At 58.3% G+C, this 16,631-nt stretch carries 17 protein-coding genes, 3 tRNA genes and 1 pseudogene; 18 read left to right on the forward strand and 3 right to left on the reverse strand.

Annotated elements, in window-relative coordinates; all coding sequences use genetic code 11:
* Positions 1 to 117 precede the first annotated feature (117 nt).
* The 14 genes from cydA to BS626_RS02060 all read left to right on the forward strand — a co-directional run bounded on the left by cydA (position 118) and on the right by BS626_RS02060 (position 9,657).
* Positions 118 to 1,686 (forward strand): cytochrome ubiquinol oxidase subunit I, encoded by a 1,569-nt coding sequence (gene cydA, locus BS626_RS01995; RefSeq protein ID WP_075180724.1) that lies wholly within the window; start codon positions 118 to 120, stop codon positions 1,684 to 1,686.
* Positions 1,687 to 1,701: 15 nt separating this feature from the next.
* The gene (gene cydB / locus BS626_RS02000; RefSeq protein ID WP_075180725.1) at positions 1,702 to 2,841 is read left to right on the forward strand and encodes a cytochrome d ubiquinol oxidase subunit II; all 1,140 of its coding nucleotides are present in this window, start codon (positions 1,702 to 1,704) and stop codon (positions 2,839 to 2,841) included.
* 13 nt (positions 2,842 to 2,854) lie between these two features.
* Complete coding sequence (gene cydX, locus BS626_RS02005) at positions 2,855 to 2,965, forward strand: cytochrome bd-I oxidase subunit CydX (protein ID WP_075180726.1); 111 nt, start codon at positions 2,855 to 2,857, stop codon at positions 2,963 to 2,965.
* On the forward strand, positions 2,965 to 3,258 hold the full coding sequence (gene ybgE, locus BS626_RS02010; protein WP_075180727.1) for a cyd operon protein YbgE: 294 nt from the start codon (positions 2,965 to 2,967) through the stop codon (positions 3,256 to 3,258). Before cydX ends, ybgE begins: the two co-directional genes overlap by 1 nt.
* Positions 3,259 to 3,502: 244 nt before the next feature.
* Positions 3,503 to 3,907 carry a tol-pal system-associated acyl-CoA thioesterase gene (gene ybgC / locus BS626_RS02015; protein ID WP_075180728.1) on the forward strand — a complete coding sequence of 135 codons (405 nt, stop codon included), beginning with the start codon at positions 3,503 to 3,505 and terminating at the stop codon, positions 3,905 to 3,907.
* On the forward strand, positions 3,904 to 4,590 hold the full coding sequence (gene tolQ / locus BS626_RS02020; RefSeq protein WP_075180729.1) for a Tol-Pal system protein TolQ: 687 nt from the start codon (positions 3,904 to 3,906) through the stop codon (positions 4,588 to 4,590). Before ybgC ends, tolQ begins: the two co-directional genes overlap by 4 nt.
* 12 nt (positions 4,591 to 4,602) lie before the next feature.
* Positions 4,603 to 5,031, forward strand: coding sequence for a colicin uptake protein TolR (tolR, locus tag BS626_RS02025; RefSeq protein WP_075180730.1), 429 nt, complete (start codon positions 4,603 to 4,605; stop codon positions 5,029 to 5,031).
* A gap of 34 nt (positions 5,032 to 5,065) precedes the next feature.
* Positions 5,066 to 6,322, forward strand: coding sequence for a cell envelope integrity protein TolA (gene tolA, locus BS626_RS02030; RefSeq protein WP_075180731.1), 1,257 nt, complete (start codon positions 5,066 to 5,068; stop codon positions 6,320 to 6,322).
* Positions 6,323 to 6,464: 142 nt separating this feature from the next.
* Positions 6,465 to 7,757 (forward strand): Tol-Pal system beta propeller repeat protein TolB, encoded by a 1,293-nt coding sequence (gene tolB / locus BS626_RS02035; RefSeq protein ID WP_075180732.1) that lies wholly within the window; start codon positions 6,465 to 6,467, stop codon positions 7,755 to 7,757.
* A gap of 44 nt (positions 7,758 to 7,801) precedes the next feature.
* The gene (pal, locus tag BS626_RS02040; protein WP_075180733.1) at positions 7,802 to 8,320 is read left to right on the forward strand and encodes a peptidoglycan-associated lipoprotein Pal; all 519 of its coding nucleotides are present in this window, start codon (positions 7,802 to 7,804) and stop codon (positions 8,318 to 8,320) included.
* A gap of 12 nt (positions 8,321 to 8,332) precedes the next feature.
* Entirely contained in the window at positions 8,333 to 9,121 is a 789-nt protein-coding gene (gene cpoB, locus BS626_RS02045) for a cell division protein CpoB (RefSeq protein ID WP_075180734.1), read from the forward strand.
* Between the two features lie 177 nt (positions 9,122 to 9,298).
* Positions 9,299 to 9,374, forward strand: a tRNA-Lys gene (locus BS626_RS02050).
* A gap of 54 nt (positions 9,375 to 9,428) precedes the next feature.
* Positions 9,429 to 9,504 (forward strand) — tRNA-Lys (locus tag BS626_RS02055).
* A 77-nt stretch (positions 9,505 to 9,581) separates the two neighbouring features.
* A tRNA-Lys gene (locus BS626_RS02060) sits at positions 9,582 to 9,657 on the forward strand.
* 174 nt (positions 9,658 to 9,831) lie between these two features.
* Here the strand turns inward: BS626_RS02060 and BS626_RS02065 are convergent.
* Positions 9,832 to 11,265 (reverse strand): annotated as a pseudogene (locus BS626_RS02065) (AlkA N-terminal domain-containing protein).
* A 168-nt stretch (positions 11,266 to 11,433) separates the two neighbouring features.
* Between BS626_RS02065 and BS626_RS02070 the strand changes: the two are divergent.
* The 3 genes from BS626_RS02070 to pnuC all read left to right on the forward strand — a co-directional run bounded on the left by BS626_RS02070 (position 11,434) and on the right by pnuC (position 13,884).
* Entirely contained in the window at positions 11,434 to 11,934 is a 501-nt protein-coding gene (locus BS626_RS02070; protein WP_075180735.1) for a methylated-DNA--[protein]-cysteine S-methyltransferase, read from the forward strand.
* Positions 11,935 to 12,083: 149 nt separating this feature from the next.
* A complete protein-coding gene (gene nadA / locus BS626_RS02075) occupies positions 12,084 to 13,145 on the forward strand; it encodes a quinolinate synthase NadA (RefSeq protein WP_075180736.1) in 1,062 nt (353 codons plus the stop codon).
* Positions 13,146 to 13,164: 19 nt separating this feature from the next.
* Positions 13,165 to 13,884: a nicotinamide riboside transporter PnuC gene (gene pnuC / locus BS626_RS02080; RefSeq protein WP_075180737.1), complete on the forward strand. Its 720-nt coding sequence runs from the start codon at positions 13,165 to 13,167 to the stop codon at positions 13,882 to 13,884.
* Here pnuC and zitB read toward each other — a convergent pair.
* Both zitB and BS626_RS02090 read right to left on the reverse strand, forming a co-directional pair.
* On the reverse strand, positions 13,881 to 14,834 hold the full coding sequence (zitB, locus tag BS626_RS02085) for a CDF family zinc transporter ZitB (RefSeq protein WP_075180738.1): 954 nt from the start codon (positions 14,832 to 14,834) through the stop codon (positions 13,881 to 13,883). The genes pnuC and zitB overlap by 4 nt on opposite strands.
* Positions 14,835 to 14,958: 124 nt before the next feature.
* The gene (locus BS626_RS02090; protein WP_075180739.1) at positions 14,959 to 15,285 is read right to left on the reverse strand and encodes a protein YbgS; all 327 of its coding nucleotides are present in this window, start codon (positions 15,283 to 15,285) and stop codon (positions 14,959 to 14,961) included.
* A gap of 289 nt (positions 15,286 to 15,574) precedes the next feature.
* Here BS626_RS02090 and aroG point away from each other — a divergent pair, with 289 nt between their 5' ends.
* Entirely contained in the window at positions 15,575 to 16,627 is a 1,053-nt protein-coding gene (aroG, locus tag BS626_RS02095) for a 3-deoxy-7-phosphoheptulonate synthase AroG (protein ID WP_075180740.1), read from the forward strand.
* Positions 16,628 to 16,631: the final 4 nt, after the last annotated feature.

Consider the following 16,631-nt stretch of genomic DNA (forward strand, 5'->3'; position numbering starts at 1 on the left):
GTAGGCGAGACGGAAAGCAGTAACGCCATGCCGGGATGTGGGCGCGAGTTTGAATGCGGGGAACGTCAAAAATTACCGGGGTTTCCGTCATCTTCCTGAGAGGATCAAGGAGTTAAGATGTTAGATATCGTCGAACTGTCACGTTTACAGTTTGCGCTGACGGCGATGTACCATTTCCTGTTCGTGCCGCTTACGCTGGGTATGGCGTTTTTGCTGGCGATCATGGAAACGGTATACGTGCTCTCGGGCAAACAAATTTATAAGGACATGACCAAATTCTGGGGCAAGTTATTTGGCATTAACTTCGCGCTGGGTGTTGCAACCGGTTTAACCATGGAGTTTCAGTTCGGGACTAACTGGTCTTATTATTCTCACTACGTGGGTGATATTTTTGGTGCACCGCTGGCCATCGAAGGTCTGATGGCTTTCTTCCTTGAATCCACTTTTGTGGGCCTGTTTTTCTTTGGCTGGGATCGCCTGGGCAAAGTGCAGCATATGGCGGTCACCTGGCTGGTCGCGCTGGGTTCAAACATGTCCGCACTGTGGATTCTGGTCGCCAATGGCTGGATGAACAATCCGGTGGCGTCCAACTTCAATTTTGAAACCATGCGTATGGAAATGGTCAGCTTCTCCGAACTGGTACTCAATCCGGTTGCGCAGGTGAAATTTGTCCATACCGTCGCGGCGGGCTACACCACCGGCGCCATGTTTATCCTCGGCATCAGCGCCTGGTACATGCTGAAGGGGCGCGATTTTGCTTTTGCAAAGCGCTCTTTCGCTATTGCCGCGAGCTTTGGTATGGCCGCGGTACTCTCGGTTATCGTGTTAGGTGATGAGTCCGGTTATGAAGTCGGCGACGTACAGAAAACCAAGCTCGCCGCCATTGAGGCCGAGTGGGAGACGCAGCCGGCGCCTGCCGCATTCAATCTGTTTGCCATTCCCGACCAGGCCGCAGAAAAGAACAACTATGCCATACAGATCCCCTACGTTCTGGGCCTGATTGCCACGCGCTCGCTGGATAAACCCGTGATTGGGATTAAAGAGCTGATGGCGCAGCATGAGGTGCGTATTCGTAACGGGATGAAAGCCTATGCTCTGCTGAGCCAGCTGCGCAGCGGCAATGACGATCCGGCGGTGCGTAGCGCCTTTGAGGCCAGCAAGAAAGATCTCGGCTATGGCCTGCTCCTGCAGCGCTACACGCCCGATATATCGCAGGCTACCGAAGCCCAGATACAGCAGGCAACGAAAGATTCCATTCCGGCCGTGGCACCGCTCTATTTAGCGTTCCGCATCATGGTTGCCGTAGCCGGTCTGCTGCTTATCATCATCGGTCTGTCGTTCTGGAGCGTCTTGCGTAATCGTATCGGTAAAAACCGCTTACTGCTGAAAGCCTGCCTGTACGGTATTCCACTGCCGTGGATCGCCATTGAGTCGGGATGGTTCGTCGCCGAATACGGTCGTCAACCCTGGGCGATTGGTGAAGTCTTACCAACCGCTGTGGCTAACTCATCGCTGTCCGTGGGCGACGTGCTGTTCTCCATGACGCTGATCTGCGGTCTGTACACACTGTTCCTGATCGCGGAAATGTACCTGATGTTTAAGTATGCCCGACTGGGGCCGAGCAGCCTGAAAACCGGTCGTTACCACTTTGAACAATCCACGGCGTCCGCGCAGCCGGTGCGTTAAGACAGGAGTCCACGTATGTTAGATTACGAAGTATTGCGTTTTATCTGGTGGCTGCTGATTGGCGTATTGTTAATTGGCTTTGCCGTCACTGATGGTTTTGATATGGGTGTCGGCATGCTGTCGCAGGTGCTTGGCCGTAGCGATACTGAGCGCCGTATCATGATCAACAGCGTGGCGCCACACTGGGACGGAAACCAGGTATGGCTGATCACCGCCGGTGGTGCGCTGTTTGCTGCCTGGCCGATGGTCTATGCCGCCGCGTTCTCAGGGTTCTATATCGCGATGATCCTGGTCCTGGCCTCGCTGTTCTTTCGCCCGGTTGGCTTTGATTATCGCTCCAAGATAGAGGACCGCCGCTGGCGTAACATGTGGGACTGGGGCATTTTCATTGGCAGCTTTGTACCCCCGCTGGTGATTGGCGTGGCGTTCGGAAACCTGCTGCAGGGCGTGCCGTTTACCCTCGATGACTTCTTACGCGTCAGCTACAGCGGCAATTTCTTCCAGCTGCTCAACCCGTTTGGCCTGCTGGCCGGCGTGGTCAGCGTGGCGATGATCCTGACGCAGGGCGCGACCTATCTGCAAATGCGCACCGTAGGTGAGCTGCATCTGCGCTGCCGCACCGCGGCGCAGATCGGCGCGCTGGTGATGATGGTGGCGTTTTTGCTGGCAGGGATCTGGGTAATGAACGGCATTGAGGGTTACAGCCTGAAATCGGTTCTCGACCATAATGGCGTGTCGAATCCGCTGCACAAAGAGGTCGTACGCGAAGCTGGCGCCTGGCTGGTCAACTTCCAGCAGCAGCCGCTGCTGTGGGCTATCCCGGCGCTGGGCGTGCTGCTACCGCTGCTGACCGTGCTCTGTTCACGGCTGGAGCGCGGAGCCTGGGCGTTCCTGTTCTCTTCGCTGACCTTGGCCTGCGTGATTTTGACCGCGGGAATAACCCTGTTCCCGTTCATCATGCCCTCGAGCACGATGCCGGGCGCCAGCCTGACAATGTGGGATGCCACCTCCAGTCAGCTGACGCTGAGCGTGATGCTGTACGCCGCCATTGTGTTCGTGCCGATTATCCTGGCCTATACCGCCTGGTGTTACTACAAGATGTTTGGTCGTATCACTAAGCAAGATATTGAAAGTAATTCGCACTCACTTTACTAACGGGAGCTCCCCTATGTGGTATTTTGCCTGGATATTAGGAACCCTGCTGGCCTGCGCCTTCGGCATCATTACGGCGCTGGCAATCGATCACGTTGAAGACACCGCAGAGAAAGAGAAGGCCTGATGCGGGCGGTGATTGCAGGATTGTATGACATGATGGATAAGCGCCCCCTGCGGGCGCTTTCTCTGGTGCTGGCGCTGGTGATGGCCGGCTGTATTCTGTGGGATCCGTCGCGCGTGGCGGCGAAAACCAGTTCGTTGAGCCTCTGGCAGGGACTGCTGCTGATCTGGGCGATCTGTACCGGGGTGATTCACGGAGTGGGCTTCCATCCGCAGCGTCTGCGATGGCAGGCGCTGTTCACGCCGCTACCGGCGCTGCTGGTACTGCTGGCCGGTCTGTCGTTCTGGTTTTTATAAGCCTGTTACAACCGGGCCTGCTGAGGGCCTGGTTGTGTCAATCATGTCCTTTTTTGTCAGTGAAGTCTCCGCCCGTTTCCTCCCTCTGTCAGTTCGCCATTTCAGAGCAATAATTATTTTCTCAAGCCTTTGACAATCCATTCCCAAGCTGAGGGCGAATGCGTATAGTACACGCTGTGTCACGCCGCGGCGGGATTGCATTGTCGCGGTTAAAGAAATCGTTAACGCATTGCCAGGATGTCGAGTGAGTACAACGCTGTTTACCTGGCCGGTCCGTGTCTACTATGAAGACACCGATGCCGGCGGCGTGGTTTATCACGCCAGCTATCTTGCTTTTTACGAGCGCGCACGCACCGAAATGCTGCGTCAGCGCAACTTTCATCAGCAGACATTGCTGGAACAGCAGGTTGCGTTTGTCGTGCGTCGCATGAGCATTGACTACCGGGCTGCCGCCAGGCTCGATGATCTGCTGGAAGTGCAGAGCGAAGTGGTGGCGCTGCGGCGTACTGGCATGACCTTCATCCAACGTATTGTCAATGCAGAAGGGCAGGTTCTGAATGAAGCGGAAGTCCTGATCGCCTGCATTAATCCACACCTAATGAAGCCAATTGCGCTTCCTGAGTCTATTGTCGCGGAGTTCAAGCAGTGACTGACATGAACATTCTTGATTTGTTCCTGAAGGCAAGCCTTCTGGTCAAACTTATCATGTTGATATTGATTGGGTTTTCAATTGCATCCTGGGCGGTGATCATTCAGCGTACCCGCATACTGAACGCCGCTGGCCGTGAAGCCGATGCCTTTGAAGACAAATTTTGGTCCGGCGTTGAGCTGTCCCGACTCTACCAGGAGAGCCAGGCGCGTCGTGATGAACTCAGCGGCTCGGAGCAGATTTTTTATTCCGGTTTTAAAGAGTTTGCCCGCCTGCACCGCGCCAACAGCCATGCCCCCGAAGCGGTGGTTGAAGGCGCGACGCGTGCGATGCGCATCTCCATGAATCGCGAGCTGGAAGCGCTGGAAAATCACATTCCCTTCCTCGGGACTGTCGGTTCCATCAGCCCCTATATTGGTCTGTTCGGCACCGTTTGGGGGATCATGCACGCCTTTATCGCGCTGGGTGCGGTAAAACAGGCCACGCTGCAGATGGTGGCGCCGGGGATCGCCGAGGCGCTGATTGCGACCGCCATTGGTCTGTTTGCTGCGATTCCGGCGGTGATGGCCTACAACCGTCTTAATCAGCGCGTGAATAAGCTTGAGCAGAACTACGACAACTTTATGGAAGAGTTCACGGCTATCCTGCACCGTCAGGCATTCTCCAGCGAGAACAGCAAGTAAGCAGAGGTAACCATGGCCAGAACCCGTGGTCGCGGCCGCCGCGATCTGAAATCTGAGATTAATATCGTCCCGCTGCTGGATGTGCTGCTGGTACTGCTGCTGATTTTTATGGCGACCGCGCCGATTATCACCCAGAGCGTTGAGGTGGATCTGCCCGATGCGACCGATTCGCAGACCGTCGGCAGCAACGACAATCCTCCGGTGATTGTTGAGGTCTCCGGCGTGGGCCAGTACACCGTGGTGGTGGATCACGATCGACTCGAGCAGCTTCCTCCCGAGCAGGTGATGGCAGAAGCGCAGCGCCGGTTGGAAGCCAATCCGAAGACCGTATTTCTGATTGGCGGTGCGAAAGAGGTGCCTTACGATGAAATCATCAAGGCGCTCAACTTGTTACATCAGGCGGGCGTCAAATCCGTCGGCCTGATGACGCAGCCAATCTAATTTTTGGCAGCCAACCTGTTTTTGGGAACCGAGTGTGTTGAAGGCAACCGAACAAGACAAGAAGTTAAAACGCGCCGTCATCGTATCGGTCGTGCTGCATATTTTGCTGATTGCACTGCTGATATGGAGTTCGTTTGACGAAAACATTGAGGCCAGCGGCGGCGGCGGCGGCGAAGCCATTGATGCCGTGATGGTCGACCCCGGTGCGGTGGTCGAGCAGTATAACCGCGAGCAAAACCAGCAGGCCGATAGCCAGCGCGCCGAGCAGCAGCGCCAGAAAAAAGCACAGCAGCAGGCGGAAGAGCTCCAGCAAAAGCAGGCGGCCGAGCAGCAGCGTTTGAAAGAGATGGAAAAAGAGCGTTTGCAGGCGCAGGAAACCGCTAAACAGCAGGCGGCCGAACAGGCTCAGCAGCAGCGCGCGGCCCAGGAAGCGGCTAAACAGGCGCAGGAGCAGCAGAAACAGGCCGAAGCCGCCGCTGTGAAAGCCAAAGCGGACGCCAAAGCCGAGGCGGACGCCCGGGCGAAGGCCGCCGCCGATGCGAAAAAGCAGGCGCAGGAAGAGGCGAAGCAGGCTGCGGCCGAAGCGAAAAAGCAGGCGCAGGAAGAGGCGAAGCAGGCTGCGGCTGAAGCGAAAAAGCAGGCGGATGCGGAGGCAGCGAAAGCCAAAGCCGAGGCGGCAGCCAAAGCCAAAGCTGAGGCCGCGGCAGAGGCTAAACAACAAGCCGCGGCGGAAGCGAAAGCGAAGGCCGAGGCCAAATCCAAAGCCGAGGCCGACGCGAAGAAAAAAGCCGAGGCGGAAGCCAAAGCCAAAGCGGATGCTGAGGCGAAGAAAAAAGCCGACGCGGCCGCTAAAGCGAAAGCCGCAGCGGAAGCGAAAAAGCAAGCTGCCGCCGAAGCTGCAAAAGAAGCGGGGGACGTTGGCGATCTGCTTGGGGACCTCAGCGCCGGTAAAAATGCGCCGAAGTCGGGCACCGCCGGTGGCGGCGCGCCGGGGCAGGGCACACAGAAGAAGGCGGGCGCCTCCGGTGCGGCAATCGACAGCTACCTCGGACAGGTGAAAGGGGCAATCCAGAGCAAGTTTTATGATTCGGATACTTTTAAAGGCCGCACCTGTGATGTGCGCATAAAACTGGCGCCGGATGGCCTGCTCATTTCTGCCACGCCCGCCGGTGGTGACCCAGCGCTGTGTCAGGCGGCCATCAACGCCGCCCGCCTGGCGCGGATCCCGAAGCCACCAAGCCAGGAGGTTTGGCAGGCGGTGAAGAGCGCCACGGTGGAATTTAAACCCTGATCGCTGCGGCAGGTTGAACTCTGTGTAACATGTCGTAGTCTGTAGTGAGCATTGGTTGTGTCCGGTTGGTTAGCCACGTTGGCTACGCCGGGCAAGTCAGACAGCGTTTATCGTGGACTCGGGTCCAGGTATGGGAGAAAAGATGAAGCAGGCATTTCGTGTAGCGTTAAGCTTTCTGCTGCTGTGGGCTGCGGCCCTGCATGCAGAAGTGCGCATTGAGATTACCCAGGGCGTCAACACCGCGCGTCCGATCGGCGTGGTGCCGTTTAAGTGGCAGGGGCCGGGCGCGGCGCCGGAAGATATCGGCGGCATCATTGCGGCCGACCTGCGCAACAGCGGTAAGTTTAATCCGCTGGATCGTCAGCGCCTCCCGCAACAGCCTTCCAGCCCGTCTGAGGTTCAGCCGCAGGCCTGGACCGCACTGGGTATTGATGCCGTCGTGGTCGGTCAGATCCAGCCGGGCGCTGATGGTAGCTACACCGTCTCCTGGCAGCTGGTGGATACCTCCGGCAATCCGGGCACCGTACTGGCGCAAAACCAGTACAAGGTAACCAAGCAGTGGCTACGCTACGCGGCGCACACCGCCAGCGACGAGACCTTTGAAAAACTGACCGGCATCAAGGGCGCCTTCCGCACCCGTATTGCCTACGTTGTACAGACTAACGGCGGCCAGTTCCCGTATGAACTGCGCGTGTCAGATTATGATGGTTACAATCAGTTTGTGGTGCATCGTTCTCCGCAGCCGCTGATGTCTCCGGCCTGGTCGCCGGACGGCAGCAAATTAGCCTATGTGACCTTTGAAAGCGGCAAATCCGCGCTGGTGATTCAGACGCTGGCCAGTGGGGCGATTAAGCAGGTTGCTTCTTTCCCGCGCCACAACGGTGCGCCGGCGTTCTCGCCGGACGGCACTAAGCTGGCCTTTGCCCTGTCGAAAACCGGCAGCCTGAATCTGTACGTCATGGATCTCGGCTCAGGCCAGATTCGTCAGGTAACGGATGGTCGCTTTAACAGCACTGAACCGAGCTGGTTCCCGGACAGCCAGAACCTGGCCTATACCTCCGATCAGGCCGGTCGCCCACAGATCTACAAAATCAACGTTAACGGCGGTGCGCCGCAGCGTCTGACCTGGGAAGGTGCCCAGAATCAGGATGGAGATGTGAGCACTGACGGTAAATCAATGGTGATGATCAGCACCAACAGTGGTGCACAGCACGTCGCCAAGCAGGATCTGGAAACGGGAGCCGTCCAACAGTTGACGGATACGTTCCTGGATGAGACGCCAAGTCTTGCGCCTAACGGCACTATGGTAATCTACAGCTCTACTCAGGGGATGGGTTCCGTGTTGCAGTTGGTTTCAACAGATGGGCGTTTCAAAGCGCGTCTTCCGGCCACCGATGGACAGGTTAAATTCCCTGCCTGGTCGCCGTATCTGTGATGCATGTGTAAATATGTATAGCGAACAATAATAGGATCTTAGAAATGCAACTGAACAAAGTGCTGAAGGGTTTCATGCTGGCGCTGCCAGTGATCGCGGTGGCGGCATGTAGCTCGCACAAAAACAACGACAACGACCAGACCAACGGTATGGGCGCTGACGGTGCATATGGCAGCGGCGCTAATAGCGGCAACATGTCATCTGACGAGCAGGCGCGTCTGCAGATGCAGCAGCTGCAGCAGAACAACATCGTCTACTTCGGTCTGGACAAATATGACGTACAGCCTGATTACGCGCAGATGCTGGATCAGCACGCTGCATTCCTGCGTAGCAACCCATCTTATAAAGTGACCGTAGAAGGCCACGCGGATGAGCGCGGTACCCCGGAATACAACATTGCGCTGGGTGAGCGTCGTGCTAACGCCGTGAAGATGTACCTGCAGGGCAAAGGCGTGTCCGCTGACCAGATCTCTATCGTTTCCTACGGTAAAGAGAAGCCGGCCGTGCTGGGCCACGACGAAGCGGCATACGCCAAAAACCGTCGTGCCGTACTGGTATACTAAGAGAATCAACCTATGAGTAACTTCAGACGTCACGCACTGAGTCTGGCGTTACTGGTTGGCGTAGCGGCCCCCTGGGCCGCTTATGCCCAGGCGTCAATCAGTAGCGTGGGATCAGGTTCCGTTGAGGATCGCGTCACAACCCTTGAGCGTATCTCCAACGCGCAGGCGCAGCTTCTTCAGCAACTGCAACAACAACTCTCAGATACGCAGAGCGACATCGACGCGCTGCGTGGCCAGATTCAGGAAAATACCTATCAGCTAAATCAGGCCGTTGAGCGGCAGAAGCAGCTTTATCAGCAGCTGGATACCCTCAGCAGTGGATCGGCAGCCGCGGGAGAGGCTAGCGCCGCGGGAGGCGCTCCGGCCGGCAGCAGTACGCCAGCCGCTGAACCCACCGCGCAGGCGCCCGCTGCGGCCGCCACGCAGAGCGGTGATGCTAACACCGACTACAACGCGGCCGTTGCTCTGGTGCTGGAAAAAAAACAGTATGATCAGGCGATCGGCGCTTTTCAGGCATTTGTGAAAAAGTATCCGGACTCCACCTATCAGCCGAATGCTAATTACTGGCTGGGTCAGCTGAATTACAACAAGGGCAAAAAGGACGATGCGGCCTACTATTTTGCCACGGTGGTGAAAAATTATCCGAAGTCGCCAAAAAGCGCGGAAGCGCTGTATAAGATTGGCGTGATCATGCAAGACAAAGGCGACAGCGCCAAGGCGAAAGCCGTCTGGCAGCAAGTGATCAAACAGTATCCAAATAGCGAATCTGCTAAACAAGCGCAAAAGCGCGTAGCGGGATAGTCAGGAGCATAATGCGCCCGGCTTGACCGGATATCGTATGATTTCTGGTCTTGCCGCGTGAAATGCAAGCACCTGATACAAGGATCGAAAAATAGAGGTTGCGCTGAAAATTCAAATCAGTAATATATGCCGCCGTTGCCCGGGCAGATTAACACATACCCGGACAGCGCTGAAAGCGGGTCGTTAGCTCAGTTGGTAGAGCAGTTGACTTTTAATCAATTGGTCGCAGGTTCGAATCCTGCACGACCCACCACTTTTTCGCGGCTGACTGGCCCGGGGTGGGGCGCTTTCAGAGAGTCACCTTGTTGGGTCGTTAGCTCAGTTGGTAGAGCAGTTGACTTTTAATCAATTGGTCGCAGGTTCGAATCCTGCACGACCCACCACGCAAGTGTTCGAACAGGCAGTACGTTTCCGGCATCCCCAGCCCGGGTTGCGGGAACAGGAAAAAATATGATTTCATGGGTCGTTAGCTCAGTTGGTAGAGCAGTTGACTTTTAATCAATTGGTCGCAGGTTCGAATCCTGCACGACCCACCATGATGTAAGAAGGCGCCCTAAAGGCGCCTTTTTGCTGTGCGTCATTTGGCAGGATGGGCCGCCGCTGCGCAGTGCGTATAGCGAGAGCGCGCTGCGCTGGCCCTCCTGCACGATCGTCCCGCCGTGATAAGGGGGCGCAGTAAACGCACAGCCGCCCTTCACAGACGATGACGGTCAGTCTCTCTGCCAGATATGCATCACGGCATAGCTTCGCCACGGCGACCACGCCTGCGAGATCGCTTCTGCCTGCTTAGCACTCACGCCCCCGAGGTGATGACGCACGACAATATCCTCCCTGGGAAAGGCGTCCGGTCAGCGCAGGGCGCGCATCGCAATATAGTGCGCCGTCCACGGCCCGATGCCCGGTAACGTCATCAGCTGAAGAAGCGTACGTTCAGGATCGCTGCTGGCGCTGAGCTGCAGCTCGCCGCGGCCCATGGCCTGTGCGAGGGCGATGATCGCCCGGGCGCGGGCGCTGACGATCCCCAGCTGCGCAATCTCATCAATACTGGCGGCCATCAGCCGCTGCGGTGGCGGTGCCAGACGCGTCAATGCCGGAAAAGGGGTGGCAATGTGGGCGCCAAAGGTGTCACTGAAGCGGCCGGCCAGCGTAGTGGCGGCTTTTACCGTCACCTGCTGGCCCAAAATGGCCCTTACGGCCAGCTCAAAGCCGTCAAATGCGCCGGCCACGCGCAAGCCGGGGTGTGCCGCGACGCTGGCGCTCAGCGTGGGATCCCGTCCCAGCTGCGCGGCGATGCGATCGGGTTGCGCAGCCAGATCAAACAGCTGTCGCAGCCTCCCCAGCAGGGCAGGCAGTACCGGTAGCAGTGAATGGCTGGCGTCGACCCGCAGGGATGGCTTGCCCACGACCGGTCCAACGCGTATCCAGCCGGTTGTGCTTCCCAGCTGTACCGTACGCAGATAGTGTTTTTCCTCAATCGTTTCAACGTGCAGGATAGCGCGCCGGGCCAGAAAATTGAGCATGGCATCCCAGTCGTAGGGCGGGCGATAGCTGAGCAGCAGGCTGACGTGATCACCGACCACGCCGCCGGGCTGGCGTCTGAGCTGACGCGGCGCCAGCCGATAGCGATCGCTGAAGGCCGCATGGAAGCGCCGCAGGCTGCGAAAACCGCTGGCAAAGGCCACATCGGTGACCGGCAGCTGGGTATCGGTCAGCAGCTGCTTCGCCAGCAGTAAGCGGCGGGTTTGGGTCAGTGCCACCGGCGAGACGCCCAGCTGCTGCTGCACCACTCGCCGCAGTTGACGACTGCTGAGGCCGAAACGGGCGGCCAGCTGTCCGACGCTGCTCTCGCTACAGCTTAGCCCCTCGTCAATCGCCGCAAGGATCCCTTCAGCGATGCGTCCCCCCTGATCCATCGGCGCGTTGCCGGGGGCCAGTTCCGGACGACAGCGCAGGCAGGGGCGAAATCCCGCCTGCTCGGCGGCCGCCGCGCTGATAAAAAAGTGGCAGTGGCGCCGCAGCGGTGGTTTGACCGGACACACCGGACGGCAGTAGATGCCGGTTGAACTGACGCCGACAAAAAATACGCCATCAAAGCGGGCATCGCGCGACAGCAGCGCCTGCCAGGCCGCCTCATTCTCCATCATCCTTCCCCTCCGCATCGAATCATTGCCAGCATAGCGCTCGCTGAATCCGCCTACTCGCCACTTTCGGTCAGCAAATTTTTTTACGCTGATGACCGAAAATGGCCAGTTTTTGCTGGCGGCTACCGCATAATAATCGCACGATACCGCACTAGCAGCTGGAGAAACACGATGTCTTACTGTTATAGCGACATGCCATCACCGGTGGGTACCCTGACGCTGATTGCGCGTGCTGACGCGCTGGTTGGGGTGCTGTGGGAAAACGAACTGGCCGGACGGGTCAATCTGACACCGCGCCAGCGCGACGATCGGCAGCCTGTCCTGTTGGAGGCAAGACGGCAGCTGACGCAATACTTTGCCGGTGAGCGGCAGCAGTTCTCCCTGCCGCTGGCGTTTATGGGCACGCCTTTCCAGCAGGCCGTTTGGGCGGAGCTGGTGCTGATCCCGTTTGGCGAAACGCGTAGCTACCGCGAGATAGCCGAACGGATTGGTAAGCCGCGCGCGGTCAGAGCGGTAGGCGCGGCCAACGGAAAAAATCCGCTCTCGATCGTGGCTCCCTGCCACCGGGTGATTGGCAGCAACGGTAAGCTCACCGGTTTTGCCGGCGGGCTGGAGGCGAAAGCGATGCTGCTGGCGCTGGAAAGCCGCCACGGCTTCACTCTGAGCGCCTGAAGCACCGCGCGGATGGATGAGAAAAAAGCAGCGACAGGCGCGGTAAACTTCGCTATCTTGTTTAGTATACAAAACAGTTGCGGGCGATTAATGCTCAATATAAGCAGTCTACCGCGAGCGTGTTAAATACAAAAAACGAGATGCCTGACATGAGCCTGATGTTTGATCCGGAGGCCGCTGTTTATCCCTTTCCGCCAAAGCCTGCTCGTCTGACGGCCGACGAGAGGCTGGCGCTGCGCCGCACCATCGCCCGTCTGCTGCGCGAACGCGATGCGGTGCTGGTCGCGCATTATTATACCGACCCGGAGATTCAGGCGCTGGCGGAAGAGACCGGCGGCTGCGTGGCGGACTCGCTGGAGATGGCGCGCTTTGGTAGCCAGCATCCCGCCAGCACGCTGCTGGTAGCCGGCGTGCGTTTTATGGGCGAAACCGCCAGTATCCTTAGCCCGGAAAAAACCATTCTGATGCCGACGCTGGCCGCCGAGTGCTCGCTGGATCTGGGCTGCCCGATCGAAGCATTTAGCGCGTTCTGTGACGCACATCCCGATCGCACCGTGGTGGTGTATGCCAACACCTCGGCGGCGGTAAAAGCCCGCGCTGACTGGGTGGTCACCTCCAGTATTGCCGTCGAACTGATTGAACATCTGGATGCCCGGGGCGAGAAGATCCTCTGGGCGCCGGATCGGCATCTTGGGCGCTATGTTGCCAGCCAGACCGGGGCTGACGTCCTGTGCTGGCAGGGGGCCTGCATCGTGCACGATGAGTTTAAACTTCAGGGCCTGCAGCAGATGAAGGCGCTTTATCCGCAGGCGGCGATTCTGGTCCACCCGGAATCACCGTCGGCGATTGTGGCGCTGGCCGACGCGGTTGGTTCGACCAGCCAGCTGATTCAGGCGGCGAAAACGCTGCCGCAGCAGACGCTGATTGTGGCGACCGATCGCGGTATTTTCTACAAAATGCAGCAGGCCTGCCCGGAAAAAATCCTGATCGCCGCGCCAACGGCCGGGGAGGGGGCGACCTGTCGCAGCTGCGCACACTGTCCCTGGATGGCGATGAACGGCTTGCAGGCCATCGCTGACGCCCTGGCACACGGCGGAGACGCCCACCGAGTTCAGGTGGACGCCGCGCTGCGCCAGCAGGCGCTGGTACCGTTAAATCGTATGCTAACCTTTGCCGCAGAACTGAAACGTCACGCGCGGGGACAGGCCTGACGCGCCACAGGAGAACAACATGGACTTTTTCAGCACCCACACCATTCTGGTGCACATACCACTGGGCGCCGGCGGATATGATCTGTCGTGGATTGAAGCGGTGGGCACCCTCGCCGGGCTGCTGTGTATCTGGCTGGCCAGCCTTGAAAAAAATATCAACTACCTGTTTGGTCTGATCAATGTCTCGCTGTTTGCGATCATTTTTTTCCAGATTCAGCTCTATGCCAGTCTGTTGCTGCAGCTGTTCTTCTTCCTGGCCAACATCTATGGCTGGCTGGCCTGGCGGCGTCAGACGGTGGACCAGCAGGCGGCGCTCAGCATCCGCTGGCTGCCGCGCGGTAAGGCGCTGGCGTGGGGCGCTGCCTGCGTGCTGGCGATTGCCCTGATGACCCGCTATATCGATCCGGTGTTTGCCTTGCTCACGCGCCTGTCGGTCAGTGCCTTACAGACGCTGGGCCTCGCGGTGACGATGCCCGAACTGCAGCCGGATGCGTTTCCCTTCTGGGACGCCTGCATGATGGTATTGTCGATGGTGGCGATGATTTTAATGACGCGGAAGTACGTGGAAAACTGGCCGCTGTGGACGCTTGTCAACGTGATAAGCGTCATGATTTTCGTCCGCCAGGGCGTCTGGGCGATGGCGCTGGAGTACGTGCTGCTGACGCTGATTGCCGTTAACGGTAGCCTGCGGTGGATGAAAAGCGCCCGCGCCAGCGGCTCGCGGGCGCTGTCCGGTTAAGGATGATGATGGCCATGGGCGGGGACCTGCCCCTCGCCCAGGGCGCAGGTCAGTCCGGTGCAGGGCTGGTATTCCATTTGTACCGTAGCGTGCTCAATCTGATAATTATCATGCAGCCAGCGATGGATACGCTGCAGCAGCGCATCGTGATCCCGGGTCGGAATCACCTGTACGTGCAGCGTTAACACCGGTTTTTCACCCACCTGCCACAGATGCACGTGATGGACGCTGCGCACTTCCGGCAGCTGCAGCTGCAGTCCACGCGTCAGTTTGGCCACGTCAATGTGGTCCGGGGCGCCTTCTAACAGCTCATGGCCGCTCTCGCGCAGCAGCGTCCAGGCACTGCGCAGCACCAGCAGCGCGACCAAGACTGACAGAATCGGATCAATCGGCGTCCAGCCGGTCAGCATGATTATTATCGCGGCGGCAATCGCCCCCACTGAGCCGAGCAAATCGCCGAGCACGTGCAGTGCCGCAGCGCGCACATTGAGGTTTTTCTCGTCACTACCGCGGTGCAGTAGCCAGAAAGCCAGTAGGTTAGCCAGCAGGCCGGCAACGGCGATCGTCAGCATCATGCCGCCGGCCACCGGCCGCGGCTGATAGAAACGTTGGATCGCTTCCCAGACGATCAGCGCGGTAATCACGATCAGCGCGATGGCGTTAACAAAAGCCGCCAGCGTGGTCAGGCGCAGCAGACCAAAGGTATGACGCGCGCCGGGGCGACGGTGGGCGAAGCGTACCGCCAGCAGCGCCACCAGCAGGGCGGCGGTATCGGTGAGCATATGGCCGGCATCGGCCAGCAGCGCGAGCGAGCCGGACAGCAGTCCGCCGATGACCTCGACGACCATAAACAGGCCGGTAATCCACAGCGCGGCGAGTAGGCGACGGGCATTGCCATCGCCTGAGGCTCCCGCGGCGGGTGCGTGATGATGTGAATGAGAATGCGCCATAAGTATCCCGATCTGCATGCTAATCGCACTATGATAGCGGAAAGCGAGGAGAAGCGGGCCTGAGAAAGAGGAAAAAGAGCAGGGAGCCGGGGCTCCCTGAGGTCAGACGGGGCCGACGAGCGAATTACTGCGTGGTGCCGTCGGTTTTAGTATCCACATTGTTGCCCACTTTCTCGTTAATGTTTGGACACTTACCATCTTTGCACTGCGTGTTTTTATGCACTTCGTCGGCAGACATATTTTCGTGGTTCTTCATCTGCTTGTGTGTGCTGTCAACGTCGCCGGTGTTGATGTTGCTGTTATCAACATTATTGGGCGGCAGATTCTGTTTGGCGCCCGGCGCTACCGCGCCTGCATTAGCGGCCTGATTCGCATTGCCGTTAGCCGCCAGTGCCGCACCGCTGCCCAGCGTCATTGCTGCTGTCAGAAATACCATCGCGAACTTATTCATCTTTGCTCCTTTCAATGAGAGTACCTTTACCCGAGAAGTAAGGTGGATTCATGGCGTAACGCAATAAATCTGAAATAAAACCCCGCCCTGAGGTTGAGAAATAACAGGAAAAACTGACTCAGCGGGATTATTCAGCCTCAACGTCAGTAAAGTGTAGTTACCGCTGCGCCATTTTCCAGTCGGAACCGGGAAAAGGAGGGTGAAAGACGATTTACACTCGCGGGCGGGCGGGATAAATTGGAGACCGATGTGCCCGGCGGCACCCTGGATGGCTAACTGTGGAAGCGTTATGAATTACCAGAACGATGATTTGAGAATCAAGGAAATAAAAGAATTACTCCCGCCTGTCGCCCTGTTGGAAAAATTTCCCGCAACGGACAGCGCGGCGCGGACGGTGGCTGAGGCTCGTCAGGCCATTCATCATATTCTGAAAAACAACGATGATCGCCTGCTGGTGGTGATTGGTCCCTGTTCTATTCACGATCCGGCGGCGGCCAAAGCGTATGGCGCCCGTCTGCTGCAGCTGCGAGAAGCGCTACGCGGCGAGCTGGAAATAGTGATGCGGGTCTATTTTGAAAAACCGCGCACCACGGTGGGCTGGAAAGGGCTGATTAACGATCCGTACATGGATAACAGCTACCAGATTAATGACGGGCTGCGGCTGGCGCGCAAGCTGCTGCTCGATATTAACGACAGCGGCCTGCCGGCGGCGGGGGAGTTTCTTGATATGATCACCCCGCAGTACATGGCGGATCTGATGAGCTGGGGGGCGATTGGCGCCCGTACCACCGAGTCCCAGGTGCATCGTGAGCTGGCCTCCGGCCTCTCTTGCCCGGTGGGCTTTAAAAACGGCACCGACGGCACCATTAAGGTGGCGATTGACGCGATCAACGCCGCCGGCGCCCCGCACTGCTTCCTGTCGGTCACCAAATATGGCCATTCCGCGATCGTAGAAACTGCCGGCAACGGCGATTGCCACATTATTTTACGCGGCGGCAGAGAGCCCAACTACAGCGCGCAGCACGTGCAGGCGGTGAAGGCCGGATTGGAGAACGCCGGGCTGCCGCAGCAGGTGATGATTGACTTCAGCCACGCCAACAGCAGCAAACAGTTTAAAAAGCAGCTGCAGGTCGCGGCAGACGTTGCCGGGCAGATTGCCGGCGGCGAGCGCGGCATTATCGGCGTGATGATTGAGAGCCATCTGGTTGAAGGCAATCAGAGTCTTGACAGCGGCGAACCGCTGGTCTACGGAAAGAGCGTCACCGATGCCTGCATCGGCTGGGAAGACACCGAAGCCGTGCTGCATCAGCTGGCGGCGGCGGTCAAAGCGCGCCGCGGCTAGGCCG

The sequence above is a fragment of the Pantoea sp. 1.19 genome (assembly GCF_001922585.1).
Lineage (GTDB): Bacteria > Pseudomonadota > Gammaproteobacteria > Enterobacterales > Enterobacteriaceae > 1-19.